Below are 16,631 nucleotides of genomic sequence, written 5' to 3'. Positions count from 1 at the left end.
ATTGCATACAGCACCCATCCTACGAGTCCCCCGCCTGAATTTCCGCATGCCTTATTTGCATACACGGCAAATATTGATTGTGACAAAATAGCCTGTTGTTATTTCAATCATCACAGGAAGCCATCATGCAAACATCCCCACAAGATCTTCTACAAGATCCCATCGTCTATCTCAATGGTGAAATGACACCGCTATCAGAAGCGCGTATTCCAGTGCTGGATCGTGGCTTTATTTTTGGTGATGGCGTGTATGAAGTGATCCCCATTTATAACCGTAAGCCGTTCCGTGCAGAGCACCACATGGCGCGTCTGTTTCGCAGCCTGAAGGCGATCGGTATCCATAATCCGCATACCAAAGAAGAGTGGATGGCGTTGATCGCGAAGATAGTTGATCAGTTTCCCGTCGATGATCAAATGGTCTACATGCACGTCACACGCGGTGTTGCCAAACGTGCGCATGCATTCCCGAAAGACCCGGTCGCGCCCACTGTCTTCATCATGACCAATCCGTTGGTATTACCCACTGACGCAGTGCGCGCAACGGGGGTGTCGTGTGTTTCGATGGAAGATTTGCGTTGGTTGCATTGTGAAATCAAATCGATTTCTCTATTGGGCAACGTACTGGCTGCGCAAAATGCAGCTGAAAATGGCGTATTGGAAGTGGTGCAGTTCCGCGATGGCTACCTGACTGAAGCATCGGCATCGAATGTCTGGATCGTCAAGAACGGCACTTTGATGGCGCCGCCTAAAGACAACCTGATACTGGAAGGTATACGCTACGGTTTGCTGGAAGAATTGTGCAAAGCTGGTGGCATCAAATTTGAAGCGCGTAAAATAACTCGTGCAGAAGTGTTTGATGCTGATGAAGTATTGCTATCTTCGGCCACTAAAGAAATACTGCCAGTGACAAAAATAGACGAAAAAACAATTGGAAACGGCCAACCTGGCCCCATTTACAAGCAGTTATATGAGGCTTATCAAGGCGCTAAAGCGGCTTCTTGATAATCTCTTCCCTGTGACTTATGCAGAATCAGCATAAGTCACTATTACTGTAGAGTGAATATCATGACTGAACACATCATCCCGCACGATCAAAGTTTCATTGAATATCCCAGCGATTTCCCCATCAAGATCATGGGTCCGACGCACGATGCTTTTGCTGAAACCATCGCTGGTGTGGTGATTCAACATGACCCGACTTTCCATATCGACAAGTTCGAAATACGTCCATCTGGTAAAGGTAATTACACAGGATTGACCGCCACTGTGCGTGCCACCAGTCGTGAACAGCTGGATAATTTATATCGCGCTTTGTCTTCGCATCCTATGGTCAAGTTTGTGTTGTAAAAATTTGGGTCGGATGGCGCGACGTTTTCCGACCCGCATTACTCTGTTGGCTCACCCGGCCAATTGCTCTGCGCTTTAAACTGCGCAATCTCTTCCCGCACCCAATCATAAAATGCCTTTACTTGCGGCTTATGCATCGCCTCCGGCAAGCAGGCAAAGTAATACGCATTCGGTGCTTTTACGACCACATCAAACAAGCGCACTAAATCCCCCGCTGCAATTTCTTGTAAAGCGATCGCATGTCGTGTCAATGCGATGCCGATGCCATCTGACGCGCCGCGCAACAGCATGGAAGCATCTTCAATTTGCAAGCCGCCGCTAGGTTCAGTCAAGGTGACGCCTGCCGCATCAAACCACGGCTGCCACGATTCATTGACATCCAGGCGCAGCAGCGTACATTGCGCCAACGCTTGTGGTGATTGCGGCAAATTGCCATCGCGATAGCGTGGGCTAGTGACTGGATAGTAATAGTCATCCATCAATTTTTCGCTAAACAAGCCCGGGTAATGACCTTTGCCAAAACGCAAGCCGACATCAATCCCTTCATGGCGTAAATCGTTTAAGTGCTGACCAGTTTGCAGCACCACTTCAGTGTCCGGATACAAATCCATAAATTTCCACAAGCGCGGCGCCAGCCAACGTGAGGCAAATGACGGCAACGACGTAATGGTCAGTCGCTTGTGTTGCGCGCTGGCTTTCAAATCTTCCACTGTCGTTGCAATTTCGGTCAGCGCTTTACGCAACGCCGTGGCAAAACGCTGGCCTTGCTCTGTAATCGTAATGCGTTTGCCATGTCGCGCGAACAAACTCACGCCCAGCTCTTCTTCCAACGCGCGTACCTGATGACTAATTGCTCCCGGCGTCAAATGAACTTCTTCTGCCGCTCGCGAAAAACTGTCATGACGCGCTGCCGCCTCGAAAGCGCGTAATGCTGAAAGATTGGGAAGTTTGCGTAGATCGGCCATGGCTCAAGTTTTTTATGTGAATAAAATTAGCAAGAAGGAAGAAAATTACTCGTTTTGCATCTTTCTGAGTTCAACCTAAACTACACACGTAGCAGGAGATTTAGCTTAATACGTTGGAGCTGATAGCAATTTTCTGAGCAATATAACAATCGCGCACGGAGAGCATCATGAGAAAATTATTCACTAATATAGCACCACCAGCCAATTCAGCGATAGTCGTTGCGGCCGGCAAAGTCATCTCCATGGAGATCGCAACTGCAGAGTCCGTGCAAGTTCTCAGTGGTCGTGTCTGGCTTACTATTTCTGGGCAAAAAGATGACTATTGGCTGGGAGCCGGACAATATCTGAACGTCCCTGCCGGCAGTCGTCTGGTGGTTGAAGGCGATCAGTCTGGTGGCGTATTTGAAATGCGCAAACAATCATCAGCGGCACAAACCAGCGCACGTGCGGGGCATCGCCTGCAAGCGGTAATGCCAGGTAAACTACAGTGCCGATAGTTCTTTGAAAGTACCTTATGCCAAATGCGTCCGATGACTTTACGCTTTACGGTAACCACAATTCGGGTCATGCCTATAAGGTAAAACTGATGCTGGCGGTTAGTGGAGTCCAGCATGTTTATCAAGCTGTTGATCTTGATCAGCCACGGAACGAGCGACCGGAGCCATTTCGACATCTGGCGAAATTTGGTGAAGTGCCGTTGTTGGTTCATAACGAACAGCCTTATGTGCAGTCCGATGCGATATTGATACATCTGGCCGAGCATACCGGCAAGTTCGGTGCAGAATCCGCCAGCCGGATGGCGCGTGTACGCGAGTGGTTATTCTGGGAAGCCAATCGTCTCGGCATGTGCTTACCCAATTTGCGTTATGCACGTCGTTTTGCACCCGATGAATGTCCGCCCGGCGCCATCGACTGGCTGCAAAATCGTTTTGATTTAGATATCGCACGGTTGGATAAAGAACTCGCTGATGGACGCGGGTTCATCCTCGATGACAATCCCAGCATCGCCGATTTCTCGTTGTGCGGCTATTTATTCTGGGCTGACGAAGCGCAAGTGACAGTGCCAAAAAATGTTGAAGCATGGTTACAACGCATTAGCCGCTTGCCGGGCTGGCAAGCACCATATACATTAATGCGTAAGCCAGATTGAACATTCATTTTAAGATACCCCAAAGATGACAAAAGACATTCAGAAGTTCGCTGCTTTCTCAGATGGTGATCATGGTGGAAATCCTGCTGGTGTCTGGATTGGCGATGCGTTACCAGATACTGTGGCAATGCAGCGGATTGCCGCTGAAGTGGGATTTTCAGAAACTGTATTTGCAACACCAACTGAAGATGGCTGGCGCGTACATTATTTTTCGCCAGAATCGGAAGTGCCATTTTGTGGACACGCCACTATCGCATTAGGCGCAGCTCTGTCACAGGCGCATGGCGATGGACTGTTTCATCTCACCTTAAACAACGCAAAAATTACCGTTGAAGGGCAACGTCAAGGCAGCTTAATCGCCGCAGCTTTGCAATCGCCAGCGACCCACAGTGCAGCCGTTAGTACAACACTGCTGGCAGATGCATTGGCGCTTTTTGGATATGCCGAAAATGATATAGACGACCGCATTCCGCCCGCTATCGCACACGCTGGTGCCAATCATCTGGTCATCGCATTGAACAGCCGAGAAAAATTAAGTGCCATGCGCTACAACTTGGCTGATGGACGAAGCTTGATGCATCAGGCTGGATTGGCGACTATTGTTTTAGCGTTCGCTGAAACACCGCAGTTATTTCACGCGCGAAACCCATTTGCATCCGGTGGCGTATACGAAGACCCTGCAACAGGTGCGGCAGCCGCTGCGCTCGCTGGATATTTGCGCGACATTGCCTGGCCACACGGCGGTGCAATCGATATTATTCAGGGCGAAGATATGGGGCACGGCTCGCGCTTGCATGCGGATATTCCCGCTGCAATCGGCAGCACAATTCGTGTTTCCGGAACCGTGCGATTGATGGATGTATAAAGAAAACAGGCCAGAAGGCATTACGCTTTTCTGGCCTGTTTTTTTTGCAAAAAATTAAGCTACATGCAAGGTCTGTGATCCGACATTAGTCTTTACATTGTTCAACGCTTCTACTGCACGTATCGTCGATACACATGCGCGTGCAACCTCTGCGCCCTTGACCAGAAAATGGTCAAAGAAGAATTGTTGATGCTCTTTTCCATCGTGGAAGTGATGCGGCGTCAACACAGCCGATAACACCGGCACACCAGTTTCCAGCTGCACTTGCATCAAGCCGGAAATCACCGCTTGCGCGACAAACTCATGGCGATAAATGCCGCCATCGACTACCAAACCAGTACCGACAATCGCGGCATATTTCCCACTGTTAGCCAATAATTTCGCGTGTAGAGGGATTTCAAAAGCGCCGGCGACTTGAAAGAAATCGATGTCGGCTTCAGCGAAACTTAGCTTCGTCATTTCGGCGATAAAAGCTAAACGACATTGATCAACAATATCGTGATGCCAGCCCGCCTGGATGAAGGCAATGCGTTGACCTGCGTGATGTGTTTTTGCAGATTGCATGAGACTACTCCTGTTTTTAAATAGGGCTTACTCAAAACTGCCCCAGCGGCGTTGTACCTACTTGTCGTACTAACGTACTGCCTGCGTACGGTACGCCTTGCCGGGACAGTTTTGAGTAAGCCCTATTAAACTGATAAAAAACAGGGCTATACGATTGAAGGGGATAAGCAAGACTTAGCGTGAAAATAGCAACGTCAAAAACCTGCACAGTGCTGTGCAGGTTCTCATCCCGTTCTCTCTTTATCCGGACTATACCGTCGGCTTTGGAATCACACCAAATCTGCTGACCTCGTGCTAAAAAAGCACAAGCGCTCGCGGGCTAAATATATAAATATCATTACCGCCGGTGGGGAATTGCGCCCCGCCCTGAGAACGTTGCACATATTTTTGTAAAATGGATAAAAATACGCGCATCAGGAATTTATCATATTTATTGCATTGCGGTGCCAGGCAACAGTAATTTGTCTTGTTGGAAATTCCATCTCACTAGCGTCTTTATGCCCAAAGCCACTCCGCCAAGTTTTCACGACAACATCACCGAAGGTAAGTCGATTGCCCGGCAGTACCCACGTGGAATGCATATCGATCCGCATGCGCACGAATGGGCGCAGGTGCTGTATGCGGTGGAAGGCGTCATGTGGGTCGAGGCCGAACGGGAGGCGTTGATCGTCCCGCCGCAAAGAGCTGTCTGGCTGCCAGCAGGCACAGTGCACTCCATCCAGATGCTGAGCGCCGTCGATATGCGGAATCTCTATCTGCACGAATGTAAAATCACACACTTGAGTAAGCAAAGCGATGTGTTTGAAGTCAGTAAATTGCTCAGAGAGTTGATTTCGACGATCACCGACATCGATGCCAAAGGTGATATTGATGAAGAATACGTACAGGCGGCTTTTGGTCTGGTGGTTCTGGAATTGGAGCGGGCACCGCGGTCATCTTTCCGAATTCCACTTCCCGCTGCATCTGAATCCGATCGCCGTCTGGAAATGCTCTGCCGTGCAGTGATTGCCAATCCATCCATTGCAATCAGCTTTGAACAGCATGCTGCTTCTGCTGGCGCCAGCGTACGCACGTTATCCAGATTGTTTATTCGCGAACTAGGAGTTGGTTTTGCAGAATGGCGACGCCAGGTGCAACTTGCTGTCGCCGTATCGAAGTTAGCGGAAGGCGTCTCTGTGAGTAACATCGCGCGTGAATTCGGCTACTTGACTAGCAGTTTCAGCGACATGTTCCGGCGCGAATTAGGGACCTCACCGACCAAGTTTCAAGCGGCGAAAACACTGAGCGACCCAGATAAAGAATTGCTCGCTGCGGCGTCGCAGTAAGAAGATATGGATAGTCGTCGCCATCGTCGGCGATAACTTGTCCGAAATTCGAAAGTTTTTGTCCAATCCTGTTTTTTAGCACATTACACTTGCTTCATCGCGGGTACACAGCGGTTTATCACTAATCGACTGAGGAAACATCATGAAAGCAATTCAATTTAAATCCTTCGGTAGTCCAGACGTACTGGAGTATGTGGAACTGCAGATGCCGGTATGCGATGCTGATTCGGCAATTATCCAAGTTAAGAGCGCATCGGTTAATCCTAGCGATGTCAAAAACGTATCCGGACATTTCGATCACACGGTGCCACCGCGTGTTCCAGGGCGAGATTTCAGTGGCGTCGTGGTGGAAGGTCCTGCAGAGTGGCTGGGCGCAGAAGTATGGGGCACCGGCGGCGACATTGGTTTTACCCGCGACGGCACGCATGCTGAATTCATCAAAATTCCATCGTCTGCATTGGTGCGCAAGCCCACCACGCTTAGTCACGAACAGGCATCGGCGATAGGCGTGAATTTCGTGGTCGCCTGGCTGGGTACGGTTGAATACGCGAAACTCCGCAAGGGCGAAACCATCGCGGTTATTGGCGCCAGCGGCGGCGTTGGCGGTGCGGTGACACAAATTGCCAAAGCCATTGGTTGCCGTGTGATTGCCGTCGACCGTAGCCTGCCGTTACCGGAATCACCTGCCGGCAGGTTGATTGATGAGTACATATCTTTGGAGGAAGCCCGCAAGGTTAGCAGCATTGCTGAGGTGGTCTACGACGCGGTCGGTGGCGTGGCATTCGAGACTGCATTATCTCTGGCCAAACGGCGTGGTCGGGTCCTCGAAATCAGTGCTACCGGAAAGCGCCGCGTCGAATTTGATGTGATTGACTTCTACCACAATGAAACGCAGTTGCTCGGTGTCGACAGCGCCAAACTCGGCGTTGCCGAATCCGCTCCCTTCATGGCTGCATTGGTGCAGGGCTTCGAGTCTACGCAATACGAATCACCGGTAATTGCACATCGCTTTACCCTTGAGCAAGCGCGTGACGCTTATCTTACGGTTGCTGGCGGGAGTCGCGGGCGCGTCGTCATTAATATGTGAAAAGTTTCCTCGCCAATCCGGCGAGGAATTATCGATTATAGAAAGGATTTTTCATGAAAGCATATTTGGTGTCTTTGGCGGTAGGTCTGCTTGTCGGTTTGATTTATAGTGTACTCAATGTGAAATCCCCTGCACCGCCGACTATTGCGCTGGTTGGTTTATTCGGCATGTTGGCAGGCGAACGCTTGATTCCGCTGATACGAGCGCTGCTGGCGTAGTAACGAGGTGCCGTTCCCGGGAGCGCAGTATTTCGTTACTGAAGGAATCAAACAAATAAGCGGATTATCCGATCTGCTTCACGAATCCCAAATAGGCCGCCGCTACGCGCGGATCCGCGGCCAATTCCGTAGCCGAACCTTGCATCGTCATCTCGCCGTTCTCCAGCACATAGCCATGATCCGCGACTTGCAGCGCGGCTCGTGCATTTTGCTCAACCAGCAAAATCGCTACGCCAGTTTGTTTCAAGCGCACGATGATGTGAAAGATTTCTTTGACGATTAACGGCGCCAGACCGAGGCTAGGTTCATCCAGCATCAACAACGACGGTTTCGCCATCAATGCACGGCCCAATGCCAGCATTTGCCGCTCTCCGCCCGATAGCGTGCCAGCTTGCTGTTTGCGCCGTTCGCGCAAACGTGGGAACAAATCGTAGACTACTGGCATTTGGTCTGCATAGTTGGCATCGCGTGCCTGATATCGGCGATAGCTGCCTAGCAGCAGATTGTCTTCGACGTTCATGGTGGCAAATAATTCACGCGTTTCCGGCACTAAGCACATGCCTAGTTCAACCCGTTTTTCTATCGCCATGCCAGCAATATCCGATCCTAGCAAACGGACATTGCCACGCGCCGTTCCAGTGTGCGGCAACGCACCGGCAATCGCATTGAGCATGGTGGATTTTCCGGCTCCGTTAGGGCCGATGACAGTGGCGATTTGCCCCGCTTCAACCCGCAGATTGGCACCATGTAATGCTTCGATTTTGCCGTAAGCGACGTGCAGATCGTTGATTTCTAAAACAGGTTGATCGCTGAAATCTTTATTCATCGACGCCCCCCAAATACGCCTCCAGTACCGCCGGGTCTTGCTGTATCGCGGCGGGCAAGCCTTCCGCAATTTTGCTGCCAAATTCCATCACCACTAAACGATCTGCCAGAGTCATCACAAAATCCATATCATGCTCAACCAGCAAAATGCTCATGCCTTCTGCTTGCAAGCGCTTTAACAGTGTTGCCAATGCTTGTTTTTCCTGAAGTCGCAAACCGGCGGCTGGCTCATCCAATAACAGCAAGCCAGGATCGCAACAGAGGGCGCGAGCAATTTCTAAAATACGTTGTTGGCCAAGTGCCAGACTGCCCGCTTCGGCATATAACAACTCACCTAAGCCTACTCGCTCCAATTGTTTTTTTGCTTCAAATAGCAAGGCATCTTCTTCGATTTTATTCAGCCGCAATGTACTTGTCGCGACACCAAGTACATCGCCGGAGTGACCACGTAAATGTGCACCAATGGCGACGTTTTCCAGTACGCTCATGTTCGGCAACATACGCACATGCTGGAAGGTACGGGCGATGCCGCGGCGTGCTATTTGCCGGGATGGCAAACCGGATATGGTTTCCAAGGTGTCGTGCGATCTGAATTGAATCACGCCAGAAGTCAACGGCAGTACACCAGTCACAAGATTGAACATGGTCGATTTGCCGGCCCCATTGGGGCCAATCAGACCGACGATTTCTGCTGCAGCGACGCTGAATTGCATATCGTTGACAGCGACCAGACCACCGAATTCTTTACGTGCTTTTTCAATTGTCAGCACAATTTCGCCAGGTGGCGGCTTGCTGCGCATCGCTAATGTTGTGGCACTGGCGGGAGCAATAGCTTGATGTTTTTTTGGGAAGAATTTTTCCGCAAAAACCAAGATGTAAGGCCACAAACCATCACGCGCTTTTTGTAAAAGCAGCACCATCAAGATCCCAAATACAATGATCTCAAAATTGCCATTGGCTCCCAATAATTTCGGCAATATGGATTGCAACTGATCCTTCAGCAACGTCAACACTGTTGCGCCAAGTATCGCGCCCCAGATATGCCCGGCGCCGCCTATTACCGCCATAAACAAATATTCAATGCCGGGATTCAGGCCGAACGGTGTCGGATTCACCGCGCCCTGCAGATGCGCATATAACCAGCCGGATACACTGGCCAACAATGCCGCCAAGACAAAAATCACCATCTTGATCCAAGCCGTGTTGACGCCCATGGATTCCGCCATCACGCCAGCACCGTTCAATGCGCGTATCGCACGGCCTATGCGCGAATTTAATAAGTTCTGTACACCCAATAACGCCACCAGCAACATTATCCAAATCAAGAAATACATCTTGCGTCCGGTATCAAGCGTGAATCCGAAAAGCGAGATTGCGGGTATGCCGTTCAAGCCATCGTACTTACCCAGAAAATCCAGGTTGCCGAATAAATAAAACAGCGATAACGCCCACGCAATCGTTCCGAGCGGCAGATAATGGCCGGATAGCCGCATCGTAATGGCTCCGATACCGAAAGCCGCTCCCATGGTGATGAGCAAACCGAACAGCAAACCCAGCCAAGGCGATATGCCGTATTGCGTACTCAAATACGCCGTGGTGTAAGCGCCTAAACCAACGAAAGCCGCCTGACCAAATGAGGTCAAACCACCGATGCCTGTCAACAGCACCAAGCCCAACGCGACGATGGAATACAGCCCGATGTAGTTCGCCAGCGTGATCCAATATTCCGGCGTGGGAAATAGCGGTAGTAAAATGACAACCGTTAAAAACAATAAAACGGGAAGAGATATTTTACGAAGCATTATTGATCTCCCTCATCGACTGTCTTGCTCGTCAATGAGCGCCACAACAACACCGGAATAATCAGGGAAAACACGATCACTTCTTTGAATGCACTGGCCCAAAAAGAGGAATAGGATTCCAGCAAGCCGACCAATACAGCACCGCCAGCGGCAATCGGATAACTGCCAAGACCACCAATAATTGCACCGACAAAACCCTTCAGGCTAATCAAGAATCCGCTGTCGTAGTAGATCGTGGTTAGCGGTCCAATTAAGATGCCACACAACGCGCCGATCGCTGCCGCCAGGGTAAATGCCAAACGCCCGGCTTGCGTGGTACCGATGCCCACCAGCCGCGCACCCAGGCGATTAACCGCTGTGGCGCGCAATGCTTTGCCGGATAACGTACCTTCAAAGTAAAAATACAAGGCAACAATCAGTACCACCGCAACACTAACGATCACCATGCTTTGGCCGGTAATCGACAAGCCACCGATATCTAATCGGGCATCCGAAAACGGTAAAGTGCGTGAACCCTCCGCACCAAACATCAGCAGGCCTATGCCCAACAACGCGTAATGCACTGCGACTGCGGCAATCAGCAACACCAGATTGCTAGCTTGTTCCAGCGGTTGAAACGCCAGGCGATAAACCATAGGCCCCATCGGGATCACAATCAGCAAGGTCAGCGATATCTGCAAGAGCATGTTCAAATTGGCATGGCCGTACAGCTTGGCGATGCAAAATACCGCGATAGGAAAGGCGACGAATTTGAGCAAGGACAATCCGATTTGGCGGGTGAGCGCTTGCTGTATGCTGGCGGTGCGGAACAGCGACCAAATCTCCTGAACAAAACACAGTACTCCCAGTACGACTAATAGCGTCGCCGATAACGGAAATTGATCAGCTTGTATCGCCGCCAAAGTTAATGCGCCAAAGGCGACGAACTCGCCCTGCGAAATAAAGATCACCCGAGTGACAGAAAATACCAACACTAAAGCCAGTGCCAGCAACGCATAGATCGCGCCATTAGTAATACCATCTTGCGCGAGGATGGCGGCGATGGAGAGGTCCATATCAAGCCTAAAAGGATTTTTTGTTGAGACTGGAAAAGTGCAATGTCATTTTTCTTATTTGCCGATATTACACACATAGCCGTCATTCCCGCGAACGCGGGAATCCATTTTGCGAAACGAGACACTACGTTTACATCATGTCGAATAATACGCGATGCTTGTATCAACATTGAGGCGATTCACGCGCAGGCTAAGTAACATGGATTCCCGCGTTCGCGGGAATGACAGCGGGTATGTACGAAATGTCAGTTATTTAATTATTTTCCCGCATCAAGCAATTTCCACTTTCCATTCACTATTTCCACCATCACGCGTGAACGTTGGTCGAAACCCGAGTGATCGGTTGGCGTCATGTTGATGATGCCATGCGAAACCGGCAGGTTTTTGATGGCTTCGATACTGTCGCGTAAAGCGGCGCGGAATTCTTTGGTGCCGGGTTTACCTTTTTTAAGTGCGGAAGGTGTTGCCGCCGCGAGTATTAAACCTGCGTCCCAGGCATGACCGCCAAACGAGGAAACACTGCCGACGCCGTAGGCTTTTTCATAAGCGGCACGATAGGCCATGGCTGCTTTTTTGACGGGGTTGCTATCGGGAAGTTGTTCAGCGACCACCAGAGGGCCGGTGGGCAGGAAAGTACCTTCACAATCTTTGCCGCAGACGCGCAAGAAATCATTATTGGCGACGCCGTGGGTTTGGTACAGCTTGCCTTTATATCCGCGCTCTTTTAAAGTTTTTTCTGGCAAAGCTGCCGGTGTGCCGGCGCCAGCGATCAATACGGCATCTGGGTTGGCGCTGATGATTTTAAGAGTTTGACCAGTGACGGCCGTGTCGCTACGGGCAAAGCGCTCGTTGGCGACGATTTTGATGTTGTGCTGTGCCGCCAATTTTGAAAATTCACGATACCAGCCTTCACCGTATGCATCAGAGAAGCCGATAAAGGCAACCGTCTTCACGCCGGTTTGATTCATGTGGCCGACAATGGCACTGGCCATCTCTGAATCGTTTTGCGGGGTCTTGAAAACCCAATGGCGTTTGGCATCCATAGGTTCAATTAAAACAGAACCAGCCGCCAAGGTAATCATCGGCGTACCAGATTCTGCAGCGACATCGATCATGGCCAGCGAATTAGGGACGGTGGTCGAACCCATCAACAGATCTACATTATTTTCGCTGATCAGCTTACGAGCATTTTTTACGGCATTGGTGGTATCGGTGCCATCGTCGAGGACGATGTATTCGACTTTCTGACCGGCGATTTCTTTTGGTAACAACGCAATGGTGTTCTTGCCGGGGATACCTATGGAAGCCGCTGGGCCAGTGGCGGAAACGGTGACGCCGACTTTGATTTGCGCGAGTGCGTTGTTAGCCCCGACTAGCAATAAGCATGTGATTGCGCTGGAAAAAGCGGTCTTCAAAAAAACTTTCTTCATTCAATATCTCCATTATTACTGAGGTGTTTTATACAAGAATTAACGCAATCTGCTGCGCCGCGTCATCGGTTGGTTTCAATAAAAACCGGGTTTTGGCAAACCGCTGCCAGCGTCCTAATACAAAGCTGGTCAGAATATTGGCGCGAATGGCGGCTTCTGGTTCATGGCCTTCGTTCTGGCTAGCGGCAACGCGTAACGATTGCTTTAAGGCCATCTCGATGCGATCGACAAACTGATTCATGCGCAGTTGTAGGCGTTCATCTTCATTGACCAACGCATCACCGATCATGACGCGTGTCATGCCGCGATTGCGTTCGGCGAAATTGAGTAGCATTAATGTGATCGCCTGGGCTTGCAGCAGCCCCTTTTCTTGTTCTTGAGTGATTTGATTGATTAAACCGAACACTGTCGATTCGATGAACTCAATCAAACCTTCAAACATTTGTGCTTTGCTGGCGAAGTGGCGATACAGTGCCGCTTCTGATACTTCTACCTTGGCAGCAAGAGCTGCCGTAGTGATTTTTTCCCCTTTTGGCTGCTCTAGCATGGACGCTAAAGTTTGTAGTATTTGTAATTTCCGTTCCCCGGGTTTGCTGGTGGCCATGATGTATTTTATTGTTGTTAGGACTTACGCAAAAATGCCCCAGCGGTGTTGTACCTGCTTGCCGTACCAGTGTACTGCCTGCGTTCGGTACGCCTCGCCGGGACAATTTTGCGTAAGTCCTGGTTGTATTGGTTAATAATGACTATAACGGTGGCTTAGGTCTTTTTTACATAATTAACGCAGTCTATGTACATGATTTACCAGGCGCCGGACAGATTTTACCTGTACATCAACCCCACCAACGCGTCTGCTCATAATTGGACGTCCTTTTTCACGGATCAGTGCAGAGGATTGCTTCGCCTTTGGCAAATAACCCGTGACCCATACGGTACGCATGCCGACTTTTTTTGCACTCTTCAAATTGGCCAGCGTATCTTCCACCAAAATGCAATGCTGCGGCGAAATGCGTTCGCGACTGCATATTTTGCGTAATAACTGCGGTGAAGGTTTTGGTCGTAATTGACCATGGACGAACATCGATTCAATCGAAATATGTTTTGCCACATGGCGTTGCAAACCAAAATGCCGCATGATTTGTTGAGAATAGTCCAGCGGCGCGTTAGTCAGTAAAATTTTACGACCCGGCAAGCGCTTCAGGAGATTGATCAGGCCGCGTTCTCCCCGTATCATGCCGTGCAAGTCGTCGAAGCGATGCGCTTCGCGCAAAAAATCTTCCGGGCGCACTTGATGGTGTTTTATCATGCCCAACAGAGTCGCCCCATAAAGTTGCCAATATTTGGTGCGCGTTGCATCCACGGTGGCAGCATCGGCATCGACGCCATCGACACCCAATACGCGAGCAAGATAGCGATTCATGTTTTCATGAATCGCTGGAAAAATCGCATAGGAAGCGTTATGCAGTGTGTTGTCCAGATCAAACAACCAGAGCGGTGTAGTATTTGCCAAAATGATGTACCAGCTATGTCAGTAATTCCGCATAATTGTTTATAAGTAATCCCGCATAAGCATTTATACGTTGTTACCCTGCCTTGTCGTACTAAAGTACTGCCTGCGGCTGGGGCGTCTAGTCTACATACTTATGCGGAATTACTTACGTTGCTACCTTCGTCTTGTACTACTAAAGTGCTGTCTGCGACGAGGCGCCTGGTCTAAACAAATATGCGGGATTACTTAAATTTAAAGGAAAGCTTATGCTGAGCCAGATTATAGTCAGTTTGAGCAATTCGTTTCATTTGCTTAAGCGACTTTGGCTACCGTCATTGTGCGCGGCGCTGTTGGCGATGATGCCGCTGGCAATCCGCGCGCAAGAAAATGTGGATCAGCCATCGGCCACTGCCACAGCGCCGGAAAAGCAAGGTGGCGCACTATTCAAAATCTCTCGTGGTGAGGGCAGCAGCGCGCATGTTACCTATCTATTCGGCACGATACACGTTGGCAAAGCAGATTTTTTCCCTTTGGCGCCAGAGGTGATGCAAGCCTTATCGGAGTCGTCCAAGGTGGCGGTAGAAATCGATCCTACCGATGCCCGGATGATGGATTTGGTGCAGAAATATGCGTTGTATCCTTCATCGCAAGCGCTCACCGACGATATCTCTCCCAGTCTGTATCGCAACATTACAACGCTGCTGGAAAAATATCACGTACCGTTTGATGCTGCCGCTCCGATATGGCGCATGAAACCGTGGTTATTGGCGACGCAGTTGGGTTTGTACGACTATCAAACCAATGGTTTTACGGAGGAAGATGGCGTCGACAATTACTTGATCGCTTTTGCCAAGGCACAGCATAAACCTATCGTTAGCCTTGAGCGCATTGTTGATCAGCTCTCTTTGTTAGGCGACATGAGCATCCCGGATCAGGTTAAATTTTTGCAAGACAGTGTCGATATTTTGCAAGATACGAGTCGCGCCAATATGTCACTGGAATTGACTACGTTGTGGCGGCAAGGCGATTTGGATGGTTTGCAAAAACTATTGCAAGAGATGACCAATGACGGCACGTTCAGTGGCGCTTTTGTGCAGAAGGCGTTGTTAGACGGACGTAATCCTGTCCTGGCTGACGGCATTGAGAAAATGCTGGCGGCAAATGTCACTTCTTTTGCAGGGATTGGTACATTGCATCTGGTCGGCGCCAACAGCGTGCAGATGTTGTTGCAGCAACGCGGCTATACGGTGCAGAGAGTCTATTAAGTGAACGCCAATGAAGTACAAAATACGCGCCACGCCATTGTCATAGGCGCAGGGCTGGCAGGTAGTGCCGCCTGCCATCGCCTGACCTTGCGCGGATGGCATGTAACCTTGATCGAACGTCATCACGATATTGCGCAAGAAGCATCGGGCAATGCTGCCGGCATCTATATGCCAGTGTTATCGCGCGATGATAATCGCACCTCACAACTGGCGCGTAGCGCCTATCGGTTTGCTTTGCAATGCTGGGAGCAGTTAGGCGGGATCGGCACTGCATTTTCTGGTGCGGCCTGTGGCGTATTACAAGTACCACGCGATGCACAGCGGGTAGCACTCCAGCAGAAATTTGCACGGCAAGCCAATTTCCCTGCTGACTATGCACAATGGTTAGATCAAGCTGCCGCGAGTGAAAAAGCGGGTGTTACTGTCAACAGCGGCGGCTGGTGGTTCCCGCAAGGCGGTTGGGTGCATCCGTACAGCTTATGTCAGGCTTTGCTGAAGGCTTGCGGTGATCGTCTGGAAACACGTTTTGGGCATGCCGTTTCAACGTTGACTCAAGCCGACGGCAATTGGCAAGTGTGTGATCAGCTTGGCGCGGTGATTGCCAGTGCGCCGGTGGTAATTTTTGCGAATGGAATGAGCGCACTCACTTTTTCGCAAGCAGCAGGTTTGCCACTGACAGCGCATCGCGGCCAGGTCACTTTGCTAGCCGAGCAGCTAGCGCCGCCCAGCAAGATAGTGTTGTGTGGTGATGGTTATCTGACGCCAGCGACGCAAGGTTTTTGTAGCGTCGGTGCTAGCTATGACGCTTTTGATGATGCGCAATTACGGTCAGATAGTCAGCATGAAAACCTGATGCGCTTGAAGCTGTTGCTGCCGGACTGGCAAGTCGATCCGGCGTCGGTTCCATTAGCCGGGCGTGTTGGTTTTCGTTGTGTCGCAACGGATCGCCTGCCGCTAGTGGGAGCTTTACCGGATGTGATGAAACAGCCCGATAGAGCAACGATGCATGGAGAGCCGCAATTGAAGGATATGCCGCGTTTGCCGGGGCTATATGGATTGCTGGGATATGCATCACGCGGTTTAATCTGGGCACCGTTGGCGGCAGAATTGCTGGCCGCAACTTTGAATGATGAAGCTTTGCCGATTGCCTCAGAGTTGGCGGCAGCATTAGATCCGGCGCGCTTTCAACTGAAAGTTTTGCGTCAACATAAAAAAGCGCACTCATGAGTGCGCTTTTTTACTCGT

Annotated in this window: 18 protein-coding genes and 1 riboswitch; of the genes, 10 read left to right on the top strand and 8 right to left on the bottom strand. The window is 50.3% G+C overall.

All coding sequences use genetic code 11. The features are described 5' to 3' along the window. Positions 1 to 125 precede the first annotated feature (125 nt). The gene (locus tag GEV47_RS07760; protein ID WP_153234158.1) at positions 126 to 1,001 is read left to right on the top strand and encodes a D-amino acid aminotransferase; all 876 of its coding nucleotides are present in this window, start codon (positions 126 to 128) and stop codon (positions 999 to 1,001) included. A 63-nt stretch (positions 1,002 to 1,064) separates the two neighbouring features. Continuing rightward, positions 1,065 to 1,346: a DUF493 family protein gene (locus GEV47_RS07755; RefSeq protein ID WP_153234157.1), complete on the top strand. Its 282-nt coding sequence runs from the start codon at positions 1,065 to 1,067 to the stop codon at positions 1,344 to 1,346. A gap of 38 nt (positions 1,347 to 1,384) precedes the next feature. Here the strand turns inward: GEV47_RS07755 and gcvA are convergent, their stop codons facing one another. Next, positions 1,385 to 2,311 carry a transcriptional regulator GcvA gene (gene gcvA, locus GEV47_RS07750; RefSeq protein WP_153234156.1) on the bottom strand — a complete coding sequence of 309 codons (927 nt, stop codon included), beginning with the start codon at positions 2,309 to 2,311 and terminating at the stop codon, positions 1,385 to 1,387. A gap of 167 nt (positions 2,312 to 2,478) precedes the next feature. Between gcvA and GEV47_RS07745 the strand changes: the two genes are divergently transcribed. From GEV47_RS07745 to GEV47_RS07735, 3 genes are read left to right on the top strand one after another with little or no spacing between them, the layout of a single operon-like run. After that, positions 2,479 to 2,808 carry a DUF2917 domain-containing protein gene (locus GEV47_RS07745; RefSeq protein ID WP_153234155.1) on the top strand — a complete coding sequence of 110 codons (330 nt, stop codon included), beginning with the start codon at positions 2,479 to 2,481 and terminating at the stop codon, positions 2,806 to 2,808. 17 nt (positions 2,809 to 2,825) lie between these two features. Continuing rightward, entirely contained in the window at positions 2,826 to 3,461 is a 636-nt protein-coding gene (locus tag GEV47_RS07740; RefSeq protein WP_153234154.1) for a glutathione S-transferase family protein, read from the top strand. A gap of 25 nt (positions 3,462 to 3,486) precedes the next feature. Then, the gene (locus GEV47_RS07735; RefSeq protein ID WP_153234153.1) at positions 3,487 to 4,326 is read left to right on the top strand and encodes a PhzF family phenazine biosynthesis protein; all 840 of its coding nucleotides are present in this window, start codon (positions 3,487 to 3,489) and stop codon (positions 4,324 to 4,326) included. Between the two features lie 54 nt (positions 4,327 to 4,380). On the opposite strand, the gene GEV47_RS07730 is transcribed toward GEV47_RS07735, so the two are convergent. After that, positions 4,381 to 4,890: a 6,7-dimethyl-8-ribityllumazine synthase gene (locus GEV47_RS07730; RefSeq protein WP_153234152.1), complete on the bottom strand. Its 510-nt coding sequence runs from the start codon at positions 4,888 to 4,890 to the stop codon at positions 4,381 to 4,383. Positions 4,891 to 5,117: 227 nt separating this feature from the next. Continuing rightward, positions 5,118 to 5,268, bottom strand: a riboswitch (FMN riboswitch). Positions 5,269 to 5,387: 119 nt separating this feature from the next. Here GEV47_RS07730 and GEV47_RS07725 point away from each other — a divergent pair. From GEV47_RS07725 to GEV47_RS07715, 3 genes are all read left to right on the top strand, one after another. After that, positions 5,388 to 6,215, top strand: coding sequence for an AraC family transcriptional regulator (locus GEV47_RS07725; protein ID WP_153234151.1), 828 nt, complete (start codon positions 5,388 to 5,390; stop codon positions 6,213 to 6,215). Between the two features lie 142 nt (positions 6,216 to 6,357). Beyond that, the gene (locus GEV47_RS07720) at positions 6,358 to 7,302 is read left to right on the top strand and encodes a quinone oxidoreductase family protein (RefSeq protein WP_153234150.1); all 945 of its coding nucleotides are present in this window, start codon (positions 6,358 to 6,360) and stop codon (positions 7,300 to 7,302) included. A gap of 53 nt (positions 7,303 to 7,355) precedes the next feature. Further along, a complete protein-coding gene (locus GEV47_RS07715; protein WP_153234149.1) occupies positions 7,356 to 7,520 on the top strand; it encodes a DUF1427 family protein in 165 nt (54 codons plus the stop codon). 64 nt (positions 7,521 to 7,584) lie between these two features. Here the strand turns inward: GEV47_RS07715 and GEV47_RS07710 are convergent, their stop codons facing one another. The 6 genes from GEV47_RS07710 to GEV47_RS07685 form a co-directional block, all read right to left on the bottom strand. Further along, positions 7,585 to 8,346, bottom strand: coding sequence for an ABC transporter ATP-binding protein (locus tag GEV47_RS07710; RefSeq protein ID WP_153234148.1), 762 nt, complete (start codon positions 8,344 to 8,346; stop codon positions 7,585 to 7,587). Then, on the bottom strand, positions 8,339 to 10,147 hold the full coding sequence (locus GEV47_RS07705; RefSeq protein WP_153234147.1) for a branched-chain amino acid ABC transporter ATP-binding protein/permease: 1,809 nt from the start codon (positions 10,145 to 10,147) through the stop codon (positions 8,339 to 8,341). The genes GEV47_RS07710 and GEV47_RS07705 overlap by 8 nt, the downstream gene beginning before the upstream one ends. Then, positions 10,147 to 11,202, bottom strand: a complete 1,056-nt coding sequence (locus GEV47_RS07700) for a branched-chain amino acid ABC transporter permease (RefSeq protein ID WP_153234146.1) — start codon at positions 11,200 to 11,202, stop codon at positions 10,147 to 10,149. Before GEV47_RS07700 ends, GEV47_RS07705 begins: the two co-directional genes overlap by 1 nt. Positions 11,203 to 11,459: 257 nt before the next feature. Beyond that, positions 11,460 to 12,632 carry an ABC transporter substrate-binding protein gene (locus GEV47_RS07695; RefSeq protein ID WP_153234145.1) on the bottom strand — a complete coding sequence of 391 codons (1,173 nt, stop codon included), beginning with the start codon at positions 12,630 to 12,632 and terminating at the stop codon, positions 11,460 to 11,462. A gap of 28 nt (positions 12,633 to 12,660) precedes the next feature. Next, positions 12,661 to 13,236 carry a nucleoid occlusion factor SlmA gene (gene slmA, locus GEV47_RS07690; RefSeq protein WP_153234144.1) on the bottom strand — a complete coding sequence of 192 codons (576 nt, stop codon included), beginning with the start codon at positions 13,234 to 13,236 and terminating at the stop codon, positions 12,661 to 12,663. 174 nt (positions 13,237 to 13,410) lie between these two features. Then, complete coding sequence (locus tag GEV47_RS07685) at positions 13,411 to 14,145, bottom strand: pyrimidine 5'-nucleotidase (RefSeq protein WP_322741596.1); 735 nt, start codon at positions 14,143 to 14,145, stop codon at positions 13,411 to 13,413. A 242-nt stretch (positions 14,146 to 14,387) separates the two neighbouring features. Here GEV47_RS07685 and GEV47_RS07680 point away from each other — a divergent pair, with 242 nt between their 5' ends. Beyond that, complete coding sequence (locus tag GEV47_RS07680; RefSeq protein WP_153234142.1) at positions 14,388 to 15,386, top strand: TraB/GumN family protein; 999 nt, start codon at positions 14,388 to 14,390, stop codon at positions 15,384 to 15,386. After that, complete coding sequence (gene mnmC, locus GEV47_RS07675) at positions 15,387 to 16,613, top strand: FAD-dependent 5-carboxymethylaminomethyl-2-thiouridine(34) oxidoreductase MnmC (RefSeq protein ID WP_322741584.1); 1,227 nt, start codon at positions 15,387 to 15,389, stop codon at positions 16,611 to 16,613. It abuts the gene before it with no gap. Positions 16,614 to 16,631: the final 18 nt, after the last annotated feature.

Source organism: Glaciimonas soli (assembly GCF_009497155.1).
GTDB lineage: Bacteria > Pseudomonadota > Gammaproteobacteria > Burkholderiales > Burkholderiaceae_D > Glaciimonas > Glaciimonas soli.
Note: the sequence above shows the minus strand (reverse complement) of the source record. Positions and strands in the feature narration are given on the sequence as shown.